We start from the raw sequence: 16719 nt of genomic DNA, 5'->3' as shown, positions 1-16719 counted from the left end.
CGCGGCTACGCCTCGGCGACCGCCCGGTGCCGGCCGGCGGCGCGGACGGCGTAGCGGACGGTCGCCGCGTAGAGGGCGAGGAACGCCGCGCTGACCAGGGCGACGACCAGCCAGGCCAGCACCCGCCCGCCCGGGACGGCGGCGCCGTGCAGCCAGCGCACGAGGAAGTTGCCGCTGGCGGCGGCCGGGAAGGAGAAGACCCAGTAGCCGAGGTGGAAACCGTCCTGGCGGACGTGCGGCACCAGGAAGAGCACGATCAGGACGGTGAAGAGCACCAGCCCGGCGAAGCCCTGGCCCACGGCGTCGACCCGTCCGCCGTGCGCGGCGGTCCATGCGAGGCCGCCCACGGCGGGCGGGATCGTGAGGACGGTCAGCGTGGGACGGGCGGGACCGGGCAGGCCGTTCGTGACGAGGCCGCCGAGGACGACGGCGCCGAAGGCGAGCCAGTACACGACCCCGACCGCGAAGGCGGCCTCGGCCGCGGCCGGGAGCCGGACCGCGGAGCCGGTGGTGGCGGCGATGAAGGGCCCGGAGACCACCGGCAGCAGGTAACCGGGGTGGAGCGGCGCGGAACCGAGGCCGCCCGTCACCCAGTGGGCGAGCAGCCGGGCGGCGATCACGGCGGAGGCGAGGGCGAACAGCGCGTAGGGCCAGCGCGCGGCCTCGACGCCGAAGCGGGCGAAGTGGCCGGTGGCGAGCATGCCGATGATCGGCACGTACGCGAGGGCGAAGCCCTGACGGGGGTGGTGGAGATCGTCCAGGACGTTGCGCCGGCGGGTTCCGCCGTGCCGCAGGTACTGCGCCAGCAGCACCACCCACACCAGGCCGCTGACCACGAACAGGACGTCGCTGACCCCGATCGGCGCGGACACCGTGGCCGCCGCCGACTGCCAGAGCCCGCCGAGCCCCGCCGTGCCGAGGGACACCGACATCAGCCCGATGCGGGTCGCCCGCCGGGCGGCTCCGCCGTTGCCGCCGGCGGCGTGCGCGGGCCCGGACGACGTGACCGAAGGAGCCTCCGCCCGGACCTCCGAGGGGGTGCTCGGGAACGCTTCCGGGAGCGTGACGGTCACGGGTGCGTCCGGTGCGGCCGACTGCATGCTTGGGTTCTCCTCCGGTGGGTGGTTTCAACTTTAAACCAGATGACGCCGCTCCGGCACCGGCCGGGGCCGCGCCCGGCCGAGATGCCCCCACGTGTCGGCGGGGACTATGGTCCACATATGGGAGCGCCCCGCCCCGGACGGAACGGCGTTCCCCGGCGGCGACCGGCCCGTTGGGCACCGCGCGGGGCCGGTGGGTGATGGGCGGGAGCGCAGCGCCAGGCGCCGCGCCGCAGGAGGAGGCCGCACTCGACCAGGCTCTGGCGGAGGTGGCGAGAACCACCGGGTCCCATGCCGCCGGCGTCTTCCTGCTGGTGCCGCACGCCCAGGCGTTGCGGCTGGCGGTGGTGACGGGCCTGTCCGCCGGTGTGGTGCGGCCGTGGTCGCGGCTGGCGCTGGCCACCCCGGCCCCCGTCTCCACGGTGGCGCGTGACGGTCACCCGGTCTGGGTGCACGGGCACGACGAACTGGCCCGCCGGTTCCCGCGGACCGCCTTCGCCCTGCCCTACCGGGTGGCGATGTACGTCGTCCCGCTGCTCACCGGCACCACCGTGTCGGGCGTGCTGCAACTGCTGTGGCCCGACACGCGCCCCGACCGCCTCTCCCCGGACGAACGGGCCGCGGTCACCCGCGCCGCCGAGCGGATGAACGGGCTGCTGACGCAGGCCGCCGCCCGGGGGCGGCCGCTGCGGCCGGGCCCCGTACCGCGGGTGCTCGCGCCTGACCCTCCGCCACCCCTGCCGCCCGCCGAAGCCCAGGCCGCGGCGGAGCTGGCCGAGCGCCTGGACGAGGGGGTGCTCGCGCTCGACCTGGAGGGACGGGTGACCTTCCTCAACGGCAAGGCGGCCGAGCTGCTGGGCCAGGACAAGCGGCAGCTGATGCACAACCGCCTCTGGGAGTGCCTTCCCTGGCTGATCGACCCGGCCTACGAGGACCCGTACCTGGCCGCCCTGTTCAGCCGCCTCCCGGCGGACTTCACCGCCCTGCGCCCCCCGGACGACTGGCTGTCCTTCCGGCTCTACCCGGACACCACCGGGATCAGCATCCGCCTGCGGCCCGCCCCCGCGCCGGCGGGCAACCGCCTCCCGCCCAGCACTCCCTCCGGGACGGCGCCGACCCGCGCCGGCGCGCTGTACCACCTGCTCTACATCGCCTCGTCCCTGACCGAGGCGGTCGGCGTCCGGGACGTGGCCGCGTCCGTCACGGAGCAGATCATGCCCGTCCTCGGGGCCGACGGCCTGTCGTTGCTGATCACGGACGAGGGACGGTTCCAGGACGTCGCCTCCCGCGGCTTCCCGCCGGCCCACAAGGACTTCTTCCGGGGCCTGTCGCTGACGGTCGACACGGCCGGCTCGCGCACCGTCGCCACGGGTACCCCGATGTTCTTCAGCGACGTCGACGCGATACGGCAGGCGTTCCCCCTCGTCACCCCGTACACGCGCATGGGCGCCTGGGCCTTCCTCCCGCTCAACGCCTCGGGCCGCACGATCGGCTGCCTCGTCCTGGCCTTCGCGCTCCCCCGTGCCTTCCCGCCCGACGAACGCGCCGCCCTGACCTCGCTGGCCGGCATGATCGCCCAGGCGCTGGAACGCGCCCGGCTGTACGACACCAAGAGCCAGGTCGCGCGCACCCTCCAGACGGCGCTGCTGCCGCACTCCCTGCCGCAGGTGCCCGGCCTGCGCGTCGCCGCCCGCTACCTCCCGGCCGCCAGCGGCATGGACATCGGCGGCGACTTCTACGACCTGATCCGCCTCGACGGCTCCGGGGCCGCGGCCGCGGTGATCGGCGACGTCCAGGGGCACAGCGTCAACGCGGCGGCGCTGATGGGCCAGATCCGCACGGCGGTGCACACCCACGCGAGCACCGGCGCGTCCCCGGACGACGTCCTCACCCGGATCAACCGCCTGTTCAGCGACTTCGACACGGACCTGTTCACCAGTTGCCTGTACGCACAGCTGGACGTGCCCGGGCACCGCGCGCTGCTGGCGAGCGCCGGCCACCTGCCGGCGCTGCTGCGCCACTCGTCGGGCCGGACGGAGATCCTCGAGGTGCCGCCGGGGCTCCTGCTCGGGGTGGACGTGGCCGCCGACTACCGGGCCGCGGAGGTGCGGATGCCGCCCGGAAGCGTGCTCGCCCTGTTCACCGACGGGCTGATCGAACGTCCCGGCACCGATCTGGAGACGGCGCTGCGGGAACTCGCCGAGCGGCTCTCCGTAGCGCCCGTCGGGTCGCTGGACGACCTCGCCGACGAACTCCTGCGGGAGGCGCAGCGGACCTCGGGGGGCCGGGACGACATCGCCCTGCTGCTCGTGGGCCCGCGGCCCGCGGAGTGAGGAGCGGGGGCACCGAGCGGTCAGCCCGGCCGCGCCGCGAGACGGAACCGGCCTAGCGTGTCCCGCACCAGCCGGCGCACCTCGGCCCAGGTGCCGTCGACGATCGCATCACCGCGCAGCAGCCGCTCCGCGGGCTGGGCCGCGTACCAGTGGGCCCGGTGCAGCGCCTCGGCACCGGCGGACATCCCCGCGACCACGTAGTAGTGGTGGACCAGCGCCCCCGAACCGCCGCGATGACGCAGCCCCACCAGCCAGACCACCGCGCCCTCGTCACCGTGGCGCGGGGCCCCGTCCGGGCGCGCGTGCCGCCCGCCGGCCGGCCCGGGGGCGCCCGGCGGGTCGGCCGCACCGGAAAGGTGGGTGTTCGTCATGTCTCGCTCCCGCCGCGCGCTTCCCGCTTTGGCCCCTCCAGGGTCGCTCCGGCGGCGGTGCGGGGACCACGGCCATCCGGCCGGATGGCCCTCGGATCCGGTCAGGGGCGGTAGACGACGCCTGGCTGCGGGGTGCCCGGCGCGAGCAGCTGCGGAACGGTCACGAAGGTGAAGCCCCGCCGCTTGAGGGCGTCGATGATCCCGGGCACGGCCGGCAGGGTGCCGCGGTAGCCCTTGGCGTCCGGGCCGGGGACGACGTCGTGGAGCAGGATGATGCCGTCGCGGTCGGCCTGGTCCAGGACGCGCTTGGTGATCAGGGCGGGGTCGTTGGTCTCGTAGTCCTTGGCCGTGACGCTCCACAGCACCTCGGAGAGGCCCATCTCGCGGGCGATCCCCTGGACGGTGTCGTTGGTGCGCCCCTGCGGCGGGCGCATGAGGGTGGGCTTGCGGCCCGTTATCCGCTCGATCGCGTCGTCGGGCCGGCTCAGCTCCTCGCGGATCTCCTCGGGGTCGATGTCCGTGAGGATCTTGTGCGACCAGGTGTGACTGGCCACCTCGTGCCCCTCGGCCGCCATGCGCTTGACCATGTCCGGGTAGCGCTCGACGTGGTTCCTGCCGAGGAGGAAGAAGGTGGCGTGGACCTGCTTGTCCTTGAGGACGTCGAGCAGCTGCGCGGTGTTCTTGCTCGGTCCCGCGTCGAAGGTGAGCGCGATGCACTTGGCCTTGCGGCAGTCGACGCTGCCGAAGGTGCCCGTGCCGTTCTTGCCGGCCTCCTGACGCACGGTGCCGGGCGAGGTGGTCTCCACGCGGGTGCACCCGGTGAGCGCGAGGGCTATCGCGAGGGCGGCCACGGGGAGCGCCGCCCATCTGCGGGCGAACCGGGCGGGGGCGGCGTCAGGTCGGGCGGGCAGGTGGCGTCGAGGCCGGACATATCGCATGGCCGCGACTATACATAAGGGGTATACATGTCATTCATACCGGGGGTACCCCCCGTCCACCCCGCGGCGACCCGCCGTCTACATGACGTGTATACCTCATGTGTATATTGACGCGCATGTCCATCGGCCACACCCTCCTGGGTCTCCTCGAATCGGGACCGCGCCACGGCTACGACCTCAAGCGCGCCTTCGACGAGCGATTCGGGCACGACCGCCCGCTGCACTACGGGCAGGTCTACTCCACGATGTCACGGCTGCTGAAGCACGGCCTGGTCGAGGTCGAGGCCATAGAGCCCGGCGAGGGCCCCGAGCGCAAGCGGTACGCGATCACGGAGGCGGGCGTCACCGACGTCGCGCAGTGGCTCGCGACGCCGGAGAAGCCGGAGCCGTACCTGCAGTCGACCCTCTACACCAAGGTCGTCCTCGCGCTCCTCACCCAGCGGGACGCCGCCGACATCCTCGACGTGCAGCGCGCCGAGCACCTGCGGCTGATGCGCGACCTGACCGAGCGCAAGCGCACCGGGGACCTCGCCGACCAGCTGATCTGCGACCACGCCCTCTTCCACCTGGAGGCCGACGTGCGCTGGCTGGAGCTGACGGCGGCGCGCCTCGACAGGCTGGCCCGGGAGGTCGGCGCATGACGGCCCCCGAGCCCCTGCTCACCGCCGAAGGCCTGCACAAGAGCTACGGCCCGACGACGGCGCTCGACGGGGCGGACTTCTCCGTGCACGCCGGTGAGGTCGTCGCCGTGCTGGGACCCTCCGGCTCCGGGAAGTCCACGCTGCTGCACTGCCTCGCCGGGATCGTCGTCCCCGACGCCGGCACCATCACCTACCGCGGCGCCGAACTGTCCGCCATGAACGACGCCCGGCGCAGCGCGCTGCGGCGCGGCGAGTTCGGCTTCGTCTTCCAGTTCGGGCAGCTCGTACCCGAACTGACCTGCGCGGAGAACGTCGCACTGCCCCTGCGCCTGGGCGGCACCTCCCGCAAGGAGGCCGCGCGCACCGCCCTGGAATGGCTGCGCCGGCTGGAGGTCGACGACGTCGCGGGGCAACGCCCGGGGGCGGTCTCCGGAGGACAGGGACAACGGGTGGCCGTCGCCCGTGCCCTGGTCACCGGCCCCCGCGTGGTGTTCGCCGACGAACCCACCGGCGCGCTGGACTCCCTCAACGGCGAACGGGTGATGCGCCTGCTCACCGACGCCGCCCGTGACACCGACGCCGCGGTCGTCCTGGTCACCCACGAGACGCGGGTGGCCGCGTACTCCGACCGCGAGGTCGTCGTACGCGACGGGAAGGCCCGCGACACCGCGCGCGTGGCATGAGGCCCGGAAACATCTCCCGCGCCGCCCGCCTCGCCACCCGCCGGATCCCGCCGTCACTGGCGGCCGCGAAGCCCGGGCGCGAACCCTCTTGACCGGCCTCTGGGTGGCCCCTGCTGCTGCTCACGGCCTCCCTGCCGAGCGCCCTGACCAGGCGTGACGACCTGGAACGCGCCCGCGACAACATGACGTACATCTCGATCGTCAGGACCGGGCCGACGACACACTGTTGATCAACGCGGTGGACACCGCCTACCGCGGCCAGGAGGTGCGCGGTCGCCTACTGAAGCCGGAGGGCCGGGAGGCACCGCTGCCGCCCGGCGTCGGCAGGCTGCCCGCACCAGGGACGATGGTGGCCTTCCCCGCCCTGCGGCGGCTGCTCACCTCTGCGCGGGACCCGCTGGTGAGCGAGCGGCTGCCGTACCGCGTCACCGGCACCAGGGCCGGGGAGACCGTCCGCGTCGAATGCATCCACGCCTTCGGCTCCGTCGACCGGGGGCGGCACTGGAGACCCGGTCCTGGCGCTGCTCGTGCTCATCGTCCCCGTGGGGCTGCTCTTGCCCGTTGGGGTGTCCGCAGCCGTCCGTTTCGGCGGGGCCCGCCACGATGCTGTCAACCGTGGTGGCCTTCGGCACCCGCCGCAACACCCTCGGCCTGTCGGTGCTGTGACAGACCGCGATCCTCGTCGCCCTCGTCCTCGCCCTCGCCGGCGTGGTCGGCTTGACCCTGGGGCGGTACTGCTGCGCATGGTCGGGACGGCCGTGACCGTCGACTGGCACGACGTTGCCGCCACGACCGGCGTCGACATGGCCGTCGTTCTCCTGGTGACCCGTCTCAGCCTTCCCGCCCTGGCCGCACGGTGCGCCCGGACGGCCTGCGCACGGAGTGACACGCGGCGGCGTCAGGCAGTTGGAGAACCGGCCCTCGGACACATCCGGATGCCACAGGGAACACCTGGCAATTCGCCCGAAGCGCAGTGGACACCGGCAAACCTCACGCTTAACCTGAACGGGTCGCGCGCGACGGAGGGTCTTCGTACCCTCTCGGGGGGCAGGGGGTTCACATGAACATCGTCGGCCGCGTCAACGATTTCGTAGGCGACGACGACTCCAGAGCCGTCGTACTGCAGTCCCTTCGCGGTACTGACATCAGAGTCGGTCGGAATGCCGACCGGGTGTTCCCCGCAGCAAGCCTGATGAAGCTGGCACTAGCGGTCACCGTGATGGAGCAGTCGGACCCACGCCGCGTCGTGACCCGATCGGATCTCGGCCGCACGGACTACCCGTCTCTTCTGGAGGTCTTCGAGCCGCGGCATCAATTCACTCTGGCCGAATTGTGCGGCCTCATGCTCGCCACCAGTGACAACCCCATCGGAGCTTTCCTCACCGACCTCGTCGGCATGGACGCCGTAACAGCGACGGCCGCCCGGGCAGGCGCCCAGCAGACGTTCATGCGGGTGGGTTTTACTGACGGCGAACTCAACGCGACCGCACGGGACAGCGTCACAACCGCGGACGACACGGCATGCATGCTGCGATACGTGGCGACCACGCCGCGGCTCCGCCCACTCCTCACAGCCCTTCGCAACAGTATGCGGAACTTCCGCCTGCCGCTTCGGCTTCCCGACCAACTGCCGGTCGCCCACAAGACCGGAAGTCTCAGTGGACTCGCACATGATGCGGGCATCCTGTACGGACGCCACATCGACTTGATCGCCGTTTTTCTCACGGACCGGCAAGAAGACACGGCGCTCGTGAACATCCAAATCGGGGATTGCATAGCCGACATCTGGCGCCTCGCCGACGAAACCCTCTGACAAGGTCGGTGATGGGCGATGGCCGATCAGCGCGGCGTAATCTCGGAAGTACGGCGGACGGTCCGCATCTACAACCTGCTCGTCCTCGTTGTCGGAACGGTTGCGCTGATCGTGTCGGTGAACCGAGCGCACGAAGACGTTCTTGCCAAGACGTCGGAGATAGTGGGCACCACCCTTGTCTCCGCAGCCATGGTCAGTTTCATCTTCGGGCAGATCACCATCCGTGACACGACGCTTCAGGTCGATCAAGCCATCGACCACGCGCTCCGAGAGATACTCGAACCCATTCGTGAAAACCTCTTTGCCGGTGCCCTGGCGCGCTACAGGTGGGACTGTCACTTGGACCATCTCGGCTCCGACGGTTATGCGGTCCAAGCAATGCGCATCTCCTACCACGTACCGGAATTACCCAGGGAACTGCGATTCATCTGCGTCTCTTCCCTCAGCGACGAGCCCTTCGGCATCCTCGCCAGCGACAACCGATACGTCTTCCGCTGGCAGATCGACGAGGGACTGTCGCTGACCGATGGCGACTGCTTCCGCGTCGATCATGTTCGCGTCGACGGGCAGCAGTTGTCACAGACTTCCCCGCGCCAGACCGAACTGCGAGGCTCACCGGCGGTCGAATACCGTTTCGTGTTGCCGGAACCTCGTCACCATCACGGCTTCCGTTCCGTTGAGTTCAACGTCGTCACACGCAAGTACCTGGGAACCGACCGTGAGATCCGGGTGCAGGCGTACACGTTCAGACCCGTACTGGACGCCGAGTACCGCCTGACCGTAGGACAGGGCATCGGCGCCCAGATCCTCAACACTCAGGTGTCAGGACTCACCAGGCTCGGCACCGGGGGCCTGACGCAACACGGCCGTACGTACCCCGACGCATTCGGCCAGGTCGCCGCCCATGCCATCTTCACCACACCGCTGCAGACGGGGAGCAGCGTGGTGTTCACGATCGACCGAGGGAATCCTCGCCGTGTGTCCCCATCCGGGATGCCCTGAGCGGGCTCTCCAGCCCACCTCCGCGTCACCCTGTCAGTGCCGGGCCGGTGGGGCGGTGGTGGCCCGGCGGGTCAGGACCGCGGACAGCACGGTCGTCTCCGGGACGTCGTCGCGGTCGGCGAGCTTGGCCATCAGGAGCTGGACGGCGCGGGTGCCGATCTCGGCGGAGGGTATCGAGACCGACGTGATGGGCACGGGTGCCTGCTCGGCGGTCTCGTCGGGGCAGATCGCGGCCACCGACAGGTCGTCCGGGACCCGCAGTCCCATGGCCTGGAAGGCCGCGATCAGCGGCTGGGTGATCGGCTCGTTGTGGACGACGACGCCGGACAGTCCCGGCTGCTCGCGCAGCAGTTGCTCCGCCATGTCCCGCGCGGCAGCCGGGGTCTCCGGGCACGGGTGGACGGACGAGCGCAGGCCGAGGCGGTCGGCGGCCGCCGTGAAGCCCGCGGCGACCCGGCGCGCGAAGCCGGTGCCGCGGACGTAGACCTCGGGCGGCGAGCCGACGAGGGCTACGGTGTGGTGGCCGAGCGCGGCGAGGTGCTCGACACATGCCTCGCCGGCGCCCGCGAAGTCCAGGTCGACGCAGGTCAGCCCCGCCGGGTCGGAGGGGAAACCGATGAGCACGGACGGCCGGTCCAGGGCGCGCAGCAACGGCAGCCGCCGGTCGTCCATCTCGACGTCCATGATGATGAAGGCGTCCGCCATCGCGCTCTGGGCGACCCGGTTGATGCCCTCCTCCCCCTCGTTCTGCGTGAGGAGGAGGACATCGTGGTCGTGCTCCCGGGCGGCGGTCAGCACGGAGGTGGCGAACTGCATGACCACGGGCACGTGGATGCCCTTCCGGAGGGGCAGCACGAGGCCGATCACCCGTGACCTGCTGCTGGCCAGGGACCGGGCCCCGGCGTGCGGCCGGTAGCCCAGTTCACGGATGCTGTCCTCGATGCGCCGCCGGGTCTCCGGGGAGATCGGCCGCTTGCCGCTGAGGGCGTAGCTGACGGTGCTCGGCGACACGTTGGCGTGCCGCGCGACGTCAGTGATCTTGACCATGCAACTCCCTTCCCCTACGTGCGTGCTGTGCCGTGCCGTCCTCAGGAGCCGGCGAGCTCCAGGGTGAGGACGGCGGTACCGGCCGCGGCACGCGCGGAGGGACCGCCGGCGACCTCGACGCCCCACGGCAGGGACGCGTCGGAGGTCTCGGCCCGCAGCGTGGAGCCCTCGCGCACGACGGTGATCTCGGCCGCGGCCGAACCGTCCTCGCGGGGGATCCGCACGGTGGTGCGGGAGCCGTCGGCCGGCTCGAAGACCCGGACGGTCACGTCGTTGGCCCACACGTAGTCGGGGCGGTCGTCGACGGCGCCGACCGGGATCGCGGAACCGGGCCGGGCCAGCAGCGGGACGCTGAGGTAGTCGTGGGTCTCGCGGACCCAGCGCGGTCCGGTGACCTGCTCGCCGGTCGTGAAGTGGGTCCAGGTGCCCTCGGGCACGTAGTACGACACCTCGCCGTCCTCGGAGAACACCGGCGCGACCAGCAGGTCCCCGCCGAGCATGTACTGGCGCTCCAGCGAGGCGCAGCCCGGGTCGTCCGGGAACTCCAGCACCATGGCGCGCATCATCGGGACGCCCTCGGTGTGCGCCTGGTGCGCGGCACCGTAGAGGTAGGGCATGAGGCTCAGCTTGAGCTTGGTGAAGTGGCGGAGGACGTCCACCGCCTCCTCGTCGAACAGCCACGGCACGCGGTAGGAGGAGGAACCGTGCAGGCGGCTGTGCGAGGAGAGCATGCCGAAGGCGGTCCAGCGCTTGAACAGCCCGGCGTCGGGCAGGCCCTCGAAGCCGCCGATGTCGTGGCTCCAGTAGCCGAAGCCTGACAGGCCGAGGGAGAGGCCGCCGCGCAGCGACTCGGCCATCGACTCGTACGTGGACTCGCAGTCGCCGCCCCAGTGCACGGGGAACTGCTGGCCGCCGGCCGTGGCGGAGCGGGCGAAGAGCACCGCCTCGCCCTCGCCGCGGTGCTTGCGCAGCACGTCGAAGACGGTCTTGTTGTACAGCTGCGTGTAGTAGTTGTGCATGCGCTCCGGGTCGGAGCCGTCGAACCAGGCGACGTCGGTGGGCACGCGCTCGCCGAAGTCGGTCTTGAAGCAGTCGACGCCCATCTCCAGGAGGGCCTCGAGCTTGGACGCGTACCAGGCGCAGGCGTCGGGGTTGGTGAAGTCGACCAGGGCCATGCCGGGCTGCCACAGGTCCCACTGCCAGACGCCGCCGTCGGGGCGCTTGAGCAGGTAACCGGCGGCCTTGCCCTCGGCGAAGAGCGGGGAGCGCTGGGCGATGTAGGGGTTGATCCACACGCAGATGTGCAGGTCGCGCTCCTTGAGCCGGCGCAGCATCCCCTCGGGGTCGGGGAAGACGCGCGGGTCCCACTCGAAGTCGCACCAGTTGAACTCGCGCATCCAGAAGCAGTCGAAGTGGAAGGCCGACAGCGGCAGGTCGCGCTCGGCCATCCCGTCGACGAACCCGGTGACGGTCTGCTCGTCGTAGGAGGTGGTGAAGGAGGTGGTCAGCCACAGCCCGAACGACCAGGCGGGCGGGAGCGCGGGCCGGCCGGTGAGCGCGGTGTACTTGCGCAGGATCTCCTTCGGCGTGGGGCCGTGGATGACGTAGTACTGCAACTGCTGGCGCTCGGCGCTGAACTGGACGCGCGAGACCTGCTCGGAGGCGACCTCGAAGGAGACCTTGCCGGGGTCGTCGACGAAGACGCCGTAGCCGGCGTCGGTCAGGTAGAACGGGATGTTCTTGTAGGACTGCTCGCTGCTCGTACCGCCGTCGGCGTTCCAGATGTCGACGGTCTGGCCGTTCTTGACCAGCGGGCCGAAGCGCTCGCCGAGCCCGTAGACGGACGTGCCGACGGCCAGCCGGAGCTGCTCGCGGACGTGGTGCTCGCCCTCGGCGGTCTCCATCAGCGCCATGGCCTTGACGTCGCTGCTGGTGAGGGTGCGCCCGTCGGCCTGGAACTCCATCCGCCACTCGCCGTCGAGGCGGAAGCGGACGCTCAGGTCGCCGGAGGTGAGGACGGCCTGCTCCTCGTCGACGGTCACGACGGGCTCGTGCGGCTCGTGGTGCAGCTCGAAGTTCGGGCCGGTCTCGACCTCGCCCTCGAAGTGGGTGATGCGCACGCCGATCACACCGGGCATCGGCGCGGTGCAGTCGACGGTGACCAGCGGGCCCTTGAGCAGGTCGCCGCGGTGCCGGATGTGCTGCGTGGGTGCGTGCACCCGCAGGGTTCCGGGGCCCGGGACGGCATCGAGGACCTCGGCCGGATACGCCGCCGTGACGCCTTCGCGCAGCAGCCAGTACCCGTTGGTGAACTTCATGGTCGATGCCTTTCCCGGTGGGCTGCCACCGGCGTTCTCGGTACGTGTACGTGTCGGAGCAGGTGGGGGTGGCCCTGCCTCCTGCCCCGTGACGGGGGGAGGCAGAGCCGTGGGCGGGTCGGCGGGGTGGTCACCCGCCCGGGTGGAGGGCCTCGGACACAGGCGTCCGGGCGGCGGTCACTTCACGGCGCCGACGGCGATGCCCCGGGTGAGCGTCCGCTGGAAGAGCAGGAAGAACACGATGGCGGGGAGCGCGCCGAGCAGACCGGCCGCGTTGGTCATCGTCGCGTCCATGAGGCGCTGGCCCTGGAGCACGCCGAGCGCCACCGAGACGGTCTGGTTGTCGTTCGACGGCAGCATGACCAGCGGGAGCAGGAACTCGTTCCAGGTCCAGATGAAGAAGAACACGAGCAGGACGCCGAGGGTGGGCCGGCTGACCGGGACCACCATCCGCCACAGGATCTGCCAGCTGTTGGCGCCGTCGATCCTGGCCGCCTCGATGATCTCCTTCGGGAAGGCCCCGAGCACGGAGGAGAGGAGGTACGTGCCGAAGGCCGCCTGCACGACGCTGAAGACGATGATCAGGCTCAGCCTGGTGTCGTACAGCCCCACCTGCTTGGACAGGTAGTACAGCGGGTAGACCAGGGCCTCCTGCGGCAGCACGTTGGCCAGCACGAAGAAGGCGAGGAAGTACGCCTTGCCCTTGATCCGCCCGATGCCGATCGCGTAGGCGTTGAGCACCGAGAGGATGACGCCGAACACGGCGACCGAACCCGAGATCACGATCGAGTTCAGCAGCGTGTGCCCGAAGTTGACCCGCGTCCAGAAGTCCGTCAGGCCGTCCAGGTGGAGGCCGTGGGGCAGGGACAGCGGACCGTGCGCGGAGTAGTCGGCGGGCGACTTCAGCGCGTTGATGAGCACGATCAGGAGCGGCAGCACCATGAAGATCGCGCCGAGGATCATCGCCACCAGCACCGGGTAGCGCTTGAGCGCCTTCACTGTGCGTCCTCCGATCGGGTCTGGAAGCGGAGGCCGACCGTGGTCAGCGCCAGGATGATCAGGGTGAGGACCGTCGCGATCGCCGAACCGTAGCCGACGTCCGTCTTCTCGAAGAAGGTCGAGAAGGAGAAGTAGGACGGCACGATGGTCGCGTCGGCGGGCCCGCCCTTGGTGAGGACGTACACCGCGCCGAAGACCTTCAGGGCCGCGATGGTGCACCACAGCATCACCACGTAGATCTCGGGGCGGATCTGGGGCAGCGTCACGTGCCAGAAACGCTGCCACCAGTTCGTCCCGTCGAGCTCGGCCGCCTCGTAGAGCGAGGGATCGACCCGCTGGAGTCCCGCCATGAAGATCACGACGGGGAAGCCCAGCTGCACCCAGACCATGACGGCCATCACGCTGTAGAGCGCGAACTTCGGGTCACCCAGCCAGTCCTGCTGGAGCGAACCCAGGCCGACCGCCTTCAGCAGCTCGTTGAGCGAGCCGTTCTCGGGGGCCAGGATCCAGCTCCAGACGATGCCCGCCACGGTGATGGGCAGGACCTGGGGCAGGTAGAAGCAGGCACGCAGCACGCTGGCCAGCTTCGAACCGAAGTGCTTGCCGATGAAGTCGAACAGCGCCGCCGCCACCACGAGGCCGACGGCGGTGGGGATCACCGCCATCGCCAGGACCATGGCGACGCTGTGCCGGAAGGACTCCCAGAACCGCGAGTCCTTCATCAGCTCCCGGTAGTTCTCCAGCCCCGCCCAGGTGGGCGAGCCGACGCCCTGCCAGTGCGTGAAGCTGAAGTAGATGTTCATCACGAACGGCACGATCACGACGGCCAGGAAGGCGATGACACCCGGGATCAAGTACAGCGCGTAGGGATTGCGCAGCCGGAGGGGTCGGGCGCTCATGACGTGGGCGCACCCGCGTCATAGGCCTTCTGCAGTTCGTCCAGGACCTGGTCCGGGGTGCCGCTGCCGGTGATCAGCTTCTGGGTGGCCGAGACCAGCACGTCGTAGAAGCCGGGGACCGGCCAGTCCGGGTAGAAGGCGAGGCCGTCCTGGTCCGAGACCTTGTTGAAGTTCTCGATCAGCTCCTTGGAGCTGGGGTCGGTGATCGCCGAGGGCTCGGCCGCGACGGGCACACCGCCGTTGTTGCCCAGGGTGTTCTGGATCCCCTTCTTCATCGTGATGTCGATGAAGTCGTAGGCCAGCTGCTTGTTCTTGGCGTTCTTCGGGACGACCCAGAGGTTGCCGCCCGAGCCGAGGGTCATCTTGGAGTCCGGGAAGAGGAACGAGCCCCACTGGAACTTGCTCTCGTCGCGGAAGCGGCCGTACCACCAGCTGCCCGAGAAGAAGATCGGGGACTTGCCGCTGATGAAGGAGACGCCGGCGTCCTCGGCCTTGGCGCCGCTGGTCGTCTTGGCGATGTAGCCCTTCTTCACCCAGTCCGACAGGGTGTTGGCGGCGTACGTCCAGGCGGCGTCGTGGAAGTCCGCCTTGCCCTTGTAGAGCTCGAAGGAGTCGACCCAGCTGCGGTCGGCCTTGGTCAGGGCCAGCTGGTACAGGTACTGGTGGGCCGGGTACTCGGCGCCGCCGTTGGCGAGCGGGGTGATGCCCTTGGCCTTGAAGGCCGCGAGGGCCTGCTCGAACTCGTTGAACGTGGTCGGGACCTTCACGCCGTTCTTCGAGAAGAGGTCCTTGTTGTAGTACACCATCGTGTACTCACCGAAGTTCGGGATGCCGTACCAGTTACCGGAGCCCATGACGCCCTTGGCGTCGTAGCGGCTGGTGGTGGTGACGCTGGGGCTGAGCAACTTGTCCCAGCCGTGCTTCGTGACCTGCGGGGTGAGGTCGGTGAGCAGGCCCTGCTTGGCCAGCAGGCCGGCCGTGGCGTTGCCCTTGTTGTACTCCATGAGGTCAGGGGCGTTGCTGGAGTTGAGCACCATCGAGGCGGTCTTCTGGATCTGCTCGAAGCCCTTCGCCTCGAACTCGACCTTGACGCCGGGGTGGGACTTCTTGAACTCCTCTATCGCCTGGTTCCAGGCGATGCCCATGGCACTGTTCGGAGCTTCGTAGTGCCAGAGCTTCAGCGTCTTGCCGTCGCCCTCCGCACCGCTGTCCGAGCTTCCGCACGAAGTGATGAGCATGGCGCCCGCAAGGGCAGCTGCTGCGAGAGCCAGCGGTCTGCGCACCTTCAACATTGAAGTGACCTCCACCTGGGCCGAACGAGTGAGGCGCCCATCGAATGGTTTCGATGCGACGCGTCGAAGCGCTTCGACGCAGGACCGTATGCAGCGGGCGCAGATATGTCAATGGTGTTAACAAATTGCCGACCTGCGATTTTTGAAGTGTTACCGACGCTCAACGAGTGCGTGACATGCGACGGATGCCCGGAGTGACCGGGTGTGGACGCAGCGGCGTCGCTCACGGGGCGGAAGCGCTTGGCATCGAATCGGATTCGCAGCTTCCGAATTCCGGCGGGATCTTCTTTTGGGCACCATTGGCCCCTCACACCCCTTCTGTCACGTTTGCCACACCCGCCTCTACGGACACGCGGTCAGGGGTGCGGGAGGGGTTGCTGCGCGACGCCAACCTCCGCACGCGGACTTGCAGTTGGGTCGCCACTGACGCAACGGAACCTTCGCGGCACGCACGGTTGACAGGGCGTCACAGCAGAGCAAAAGATACCAATATGCACTTTTTGCCGGATCCCTTTGACGGGCGGCACAAAACGCGCCTACCGTGCATATAGGGACGTCTTCAACTACAGACATCTGTTCCGGCGTTCCACGTCCGTGAGGTGCGTTCCGCGCCCGGTCGTCCGCACCCCAACCCGCCGGGATCACGCACGTTCCCGCGCGGACGGTGGTCGGCCCCGCGCGGGCCGCGACCCGAAGTCCACATCCCCGAAGGGGGAGTCATGCGAAGGCTTACCATCCGCAGGATCGCCGCCGCTGTCGTGGTGGCGCCCCTGCTCGCATTCGCCGGAGCCACCGCGGCCAGCGCGGCGACGCCACAGACAGCACCCGCGACCGCGCAGTCCGTCGTCGACCACGGCGGCGGCTGGGGCGGCGGGCACGGCGGCCACGGCGGCCACGGCGGCTACGGCGGCTGGGGCAACGGCTACGGTTATGGCGGCTACGGCTGGGGCGGTTACGGCGGCTACGGAGGTTACGGAGGTTACGGCGGCTACTACGGCTACTACCCCGGCTTCTACGGCTTCTACGGAGGCTTCTAGCACTGACGCCTCGGCGCCGGCACCGGTGACGTGCAGGCCCGCCCGATGACGTCCCCACCGCGACCGTCACCGCCCGGTCCCCCGGGCCCGGACGGTGACGGCCCACGGTGAGGAGGTCGGGCAGGGCGCCTGCAGCGGCCCTCCCGCGGCGGTGACGGCACCACCCGACCGAGCCCGACAGAAATTTATACCGCCGGGGGGAGCGGGGCGGTCAGCCCGTACAAGGGCGGAGTACGCCTGTTTCTG

14 protein-coding genes and 1 pseudogene are annotated in these 16719 nt (G+C 70.0%); 7 read left to right on the top strand and 8 right to left on the bottom strand.

The window, feature by feature from the left end; translation table 11 throughout:
- Positions 1-5: 5 nt before the first annotated feature.
- Positions 6-1100: a TDT family transporter gene (locus ABZ479_RS18925; protein ID WP_500462633.1), complete on the bottom strand. Its 1095-nt coding sequence runs from the start codon at positions 1098-1100 to the stop codon at positions 6-8.
- A 200-nt stretch (positions 1101-1300) separates the two neighbouring features.
- Between ABZ479_RS18925 and ABZ479_RS18920 the strand changes: the two genes are divergently transcribed.
- Positions 1301-3433 carry a SpoIIE family protein phosphatase gene (locus ABZ479_RS18920; protein WP_500462632.1) on the top strand — a complete coding sequence of 711 codons (2133 nt, stop codon included), beginning with the start codon at positions 1301-1303 and terminating at the stop codon, positions 3431-3433.
- Positions 3434-3453: 20 nt separating this feature from the next.
- Here the strand turns inward: ABZ479_RS18920 and ABZ479_RS18915 are convergent, their stop codons facing one another.
- Positions 3454-3804, bottom strand: coding sequence for a hypothetical protein (locus ABZ479_RS18915; protein WP_500462631.1), 351 nt, complete (start codon positions 3802-3804; stop codon positions 3454-3456).
- A gap of 101 nt (positions 3805-3905) precedes the next feature.
- Positions 3906-4742, bottom strand: a complete 837-nt coding sequence (locus tag ABZ479_RS18910; protein ID WP_500462630.1) for a polysaccharide deacetylase family protein — start codon at positions 4740-4742, stop codon at positions 3906-3908.
- A gap of 116 nt (positions 4743-4858) precedes the next feature.
- On the opposite strand from ABZ479_RS18910, the gene ABZ479_RS18905 reads away from it, so the two are divergent.
- The 5 genes and pseudogenes from ABZ479_RS18905 (at position 4859) to ABZ479_RS18885 (ending at position 8881) form a co-directional block, all read left to right on the top strand.
- Positions 4859-5383: a PadR family transcriptional regulator gene (locus tag ABZ479_RS18905; protein ID WP_499605278.1), complete on the top strand. Its 525-nt coding sequence runs from the start codon at positions 4859-4861 to the stop codon at positions 5381-5383.
- Positions 5380-6066 carry an ABC transporter ATP-binding protein gene (locus ABZ479_RS18900; RefSeq protein ID WP_500462629.1) on the top strand — a complete coding sequence of 229 codons (687 nt, stop codon included), beginning with the start codon at positions 5380-5382 and terminating at the stop codon, positions 6064-6066. Before ABZ479_RS18905 ends, ABZ479_RS18900 begins: the two co-directional genes overlap by 4 nt.
- Before the next feature lie 603 nt (positions 6067-6669).
- Positions 6670-6952: pseudogene (locus ABZ479_RS18895) on the top strand (ABC transporter permease); the annotation flags it as partial.
- 174 nt (positions 6953-7126) lie between these two features.
- Positions 7127-7879, top strand: coding sequence for a serine hydrolase (locus tag ABZ479_RS18890; protein WP_500462628.1), 753 nt, complete (start codon positions 7127-7129; stop codon positions 7877-7879).
- An 18-nt stretch (positions 7880-7897) separates the two neighbouring features.
- Complete coding sequence (locus ABZ479_RS18885; RefSeq protein WP_499605282.1) at positions 7898-8881, top strand: hypothetical protein; 984 nt, start codon at positions 7898-7900, stop codon at positions 8879-8881.
- 33 nt (positions 8882-8914) lie between these two features.
- On the opposite strand, the gene ABZ479_RS18880 is transcribed toward ABZ479_RS18885, so the two are convergent.
- The 5 genes from ABZ479_RS18880 to ABZ479_RS18860 form a co-directional block, all read right to left on the bottom strand.
- Positions 8915-9928, bottom strand: coding sequence for a LacI family DNA-binding transcriptional regulator (locus ABZ479_RS18880; protein ID WP_499605284.1), 1014 nt, complete (start codon positions 9926-9928; stop codon positions 8915-8917).
- A gap of 41 nt (positions 9929-9969) precedes the next feature.
- A complete protein-coding gene (gene yicI, locus ABZ479_RS18875) occupies positions 9970-12246 on the bottom strand; it encodes an alpha-xylosidase (protein WP_500462627.1) in 2277 nt (758 codons plus the stop codon).
- 177 nt (positions 12247-12423) lie between these two features.
- Complete coding sequence (locus ABZ479_RS18870) at positions 12424-13209, bottom strand: carbohydrate ABC transporter permease (protein ID WP_326580988.1); 786 nt, start codon at positions 13207-13209, stop codon at positions 12424-12426.
- A gap of 32 nt (positions 13210-13241) precedes the next feature.
- Positions 13242-14144, bottom strand: a complete 903-nt coding sequence (locus tag ABZ479_RS18865; RefSeq protein WP_018563759.1) for a carbohydrate ABC transporter permease — start codon at positions 14142-14144, stop codon at positions 13242-13244.
- Entirely contained in the window at positions 14141-15436 is a 1296-nt protein-coding gene (locus ABZ479_RS18860; RefSeq protein ID WP_500462626.1) for an ABC transporter substrate-binding protein, read from the bottom strand. Before ABZ479_RS18860 ends, ABZ479_RS18865 begins: the two co-directional genes overlap by 4 nt.
- A gap of 719 nt (positions 15437-16155) precedes the next feature.
- Between ABZ479_RS18860 and ABZ479_RS18855 the strand changes: the two genes are divergently transcribed.
- A complete protein-coding gene (locus ABZ479_RS18855; protein ID WP_500462625.1) occupies positions 16156-16473 on the top strand; it encodes a hypothetical protein in 318 nt (105 codons plus the stop codon).
- Positions 16474-16719 lie beyond the last annotated feature (246 nt).

It is taken from the genome of Streptomyces sp. NPDC005722, assembly GCF_040630935.1.
Classification (GTDB): Bacteria; Actinomycetota; Actinomycetes; order Streptomycetales; family Streptomycetaceae; genus Actinacidiphila.
This window is presented reverse-complemented; position numbering and strand designations above follow the sequence as displayed.

Bases quoted from the DNA above. Each gene is read 5' to 3' on its own strand.
- ABZ479_RS18925 (WP_500462633.1), bottom strand. From the start codon at position 1,100: ATGCAGTCGGCCGCACCGGACGCACCCGTGACCGTCACGCTCCCGGAA.
- ABZ479_RS18920 (WP_500462632.1), top strand. From the start codon at position 1,301: ATGGGCGGGAGCGCAGCGCCAGGCGCCGCGCCGCAGGAGGAGGCCGCA.
- ABZ479_RS18915 (WP_500462631.1), bottom strand. From the start codon at position 3,804: ATGACGAACACCCACCTTTCCGGTGCGGCCGACCCGCCGGGCGCCCCC.
- ABZ479_RS18910 (WP_500462630.1), bottom strand. From the start codon at position 4,742: ATGCGATATGTCCGGCCTCGACGCCACCTGCCCGCCCGACCTGACGCC.
- ABZ479_RS18905 (WP_499605278.1), top strand. From the start codon at position 4,859: ATGTCCATCGGCCACACCCTCCTGGGTCTCCTCGAATCGGGACCGCGC.
- ABZ479_RS18900 (WP_500462629.1), top strand. From the start codon at position 5,380: ATGACGGCCCCCGAGCCCCTGCTCACCGCCGAAGGCCTGCACAAGAGC.
- ABZ479_RS18890 (WP_500462628.1), top strand. From the start codon at position 7,127: ATGAACATCGTCGGCCGCGTCAACGATTTCGTAGGCGACGACGACTCC.
- ABZ479_RS18885 (WP_499605282.1), top strand. From the start codon at position 7,898: ATGGCCGATCAGCGCGGCGTAATCTCGGAAGTACGGCGGACGGTCCGC.
- ABZ479_RS18880 (WP_499605284.1), bottom strand. From the start codon at position 9,928: ATGGTCAAGATCACTGACGTCGCGCGGCACGCCAACGTGTCGCCGAGC.
- yicI (WP_500462627.1), bottom strand. From the start codon at position 12,246: ATGAAGTTCACCAACGGGTACTGGCTGCTGCGCGAAGGCGTCACGGCG.
- ABZ479_RS18870 (WP_326580988.1), bottom strand. From the start codon at position 13,209: ATGATCCTCGGCGCGATCTTCATGGTGCTGCCGCTCCTGATCGTGCTC.
- ABZ479_RS18865 (WP_018563759.1), bottom strand. From the start codon at position 14,144: ATGAGCGCCCGACCCCTCCGGCTGCGCAATCCCTACGCGCTGTACTTG.
- ABZ479_RS18860 (WP_500462626.1), bottom strand. From the start codon at position 15,436: ATGTTGAAGGTGCGCAGACCGCTGGCTCTCGCAGCAGCTGCCCTTGCG.
- ABZ479_RS18855 (WP_500462625.1), top strand. From the start codon at position 16,156: ATGCGAAGGCTTACCATCCGCAGGATCGCCGCCGCTGTCGTGGTGGCG.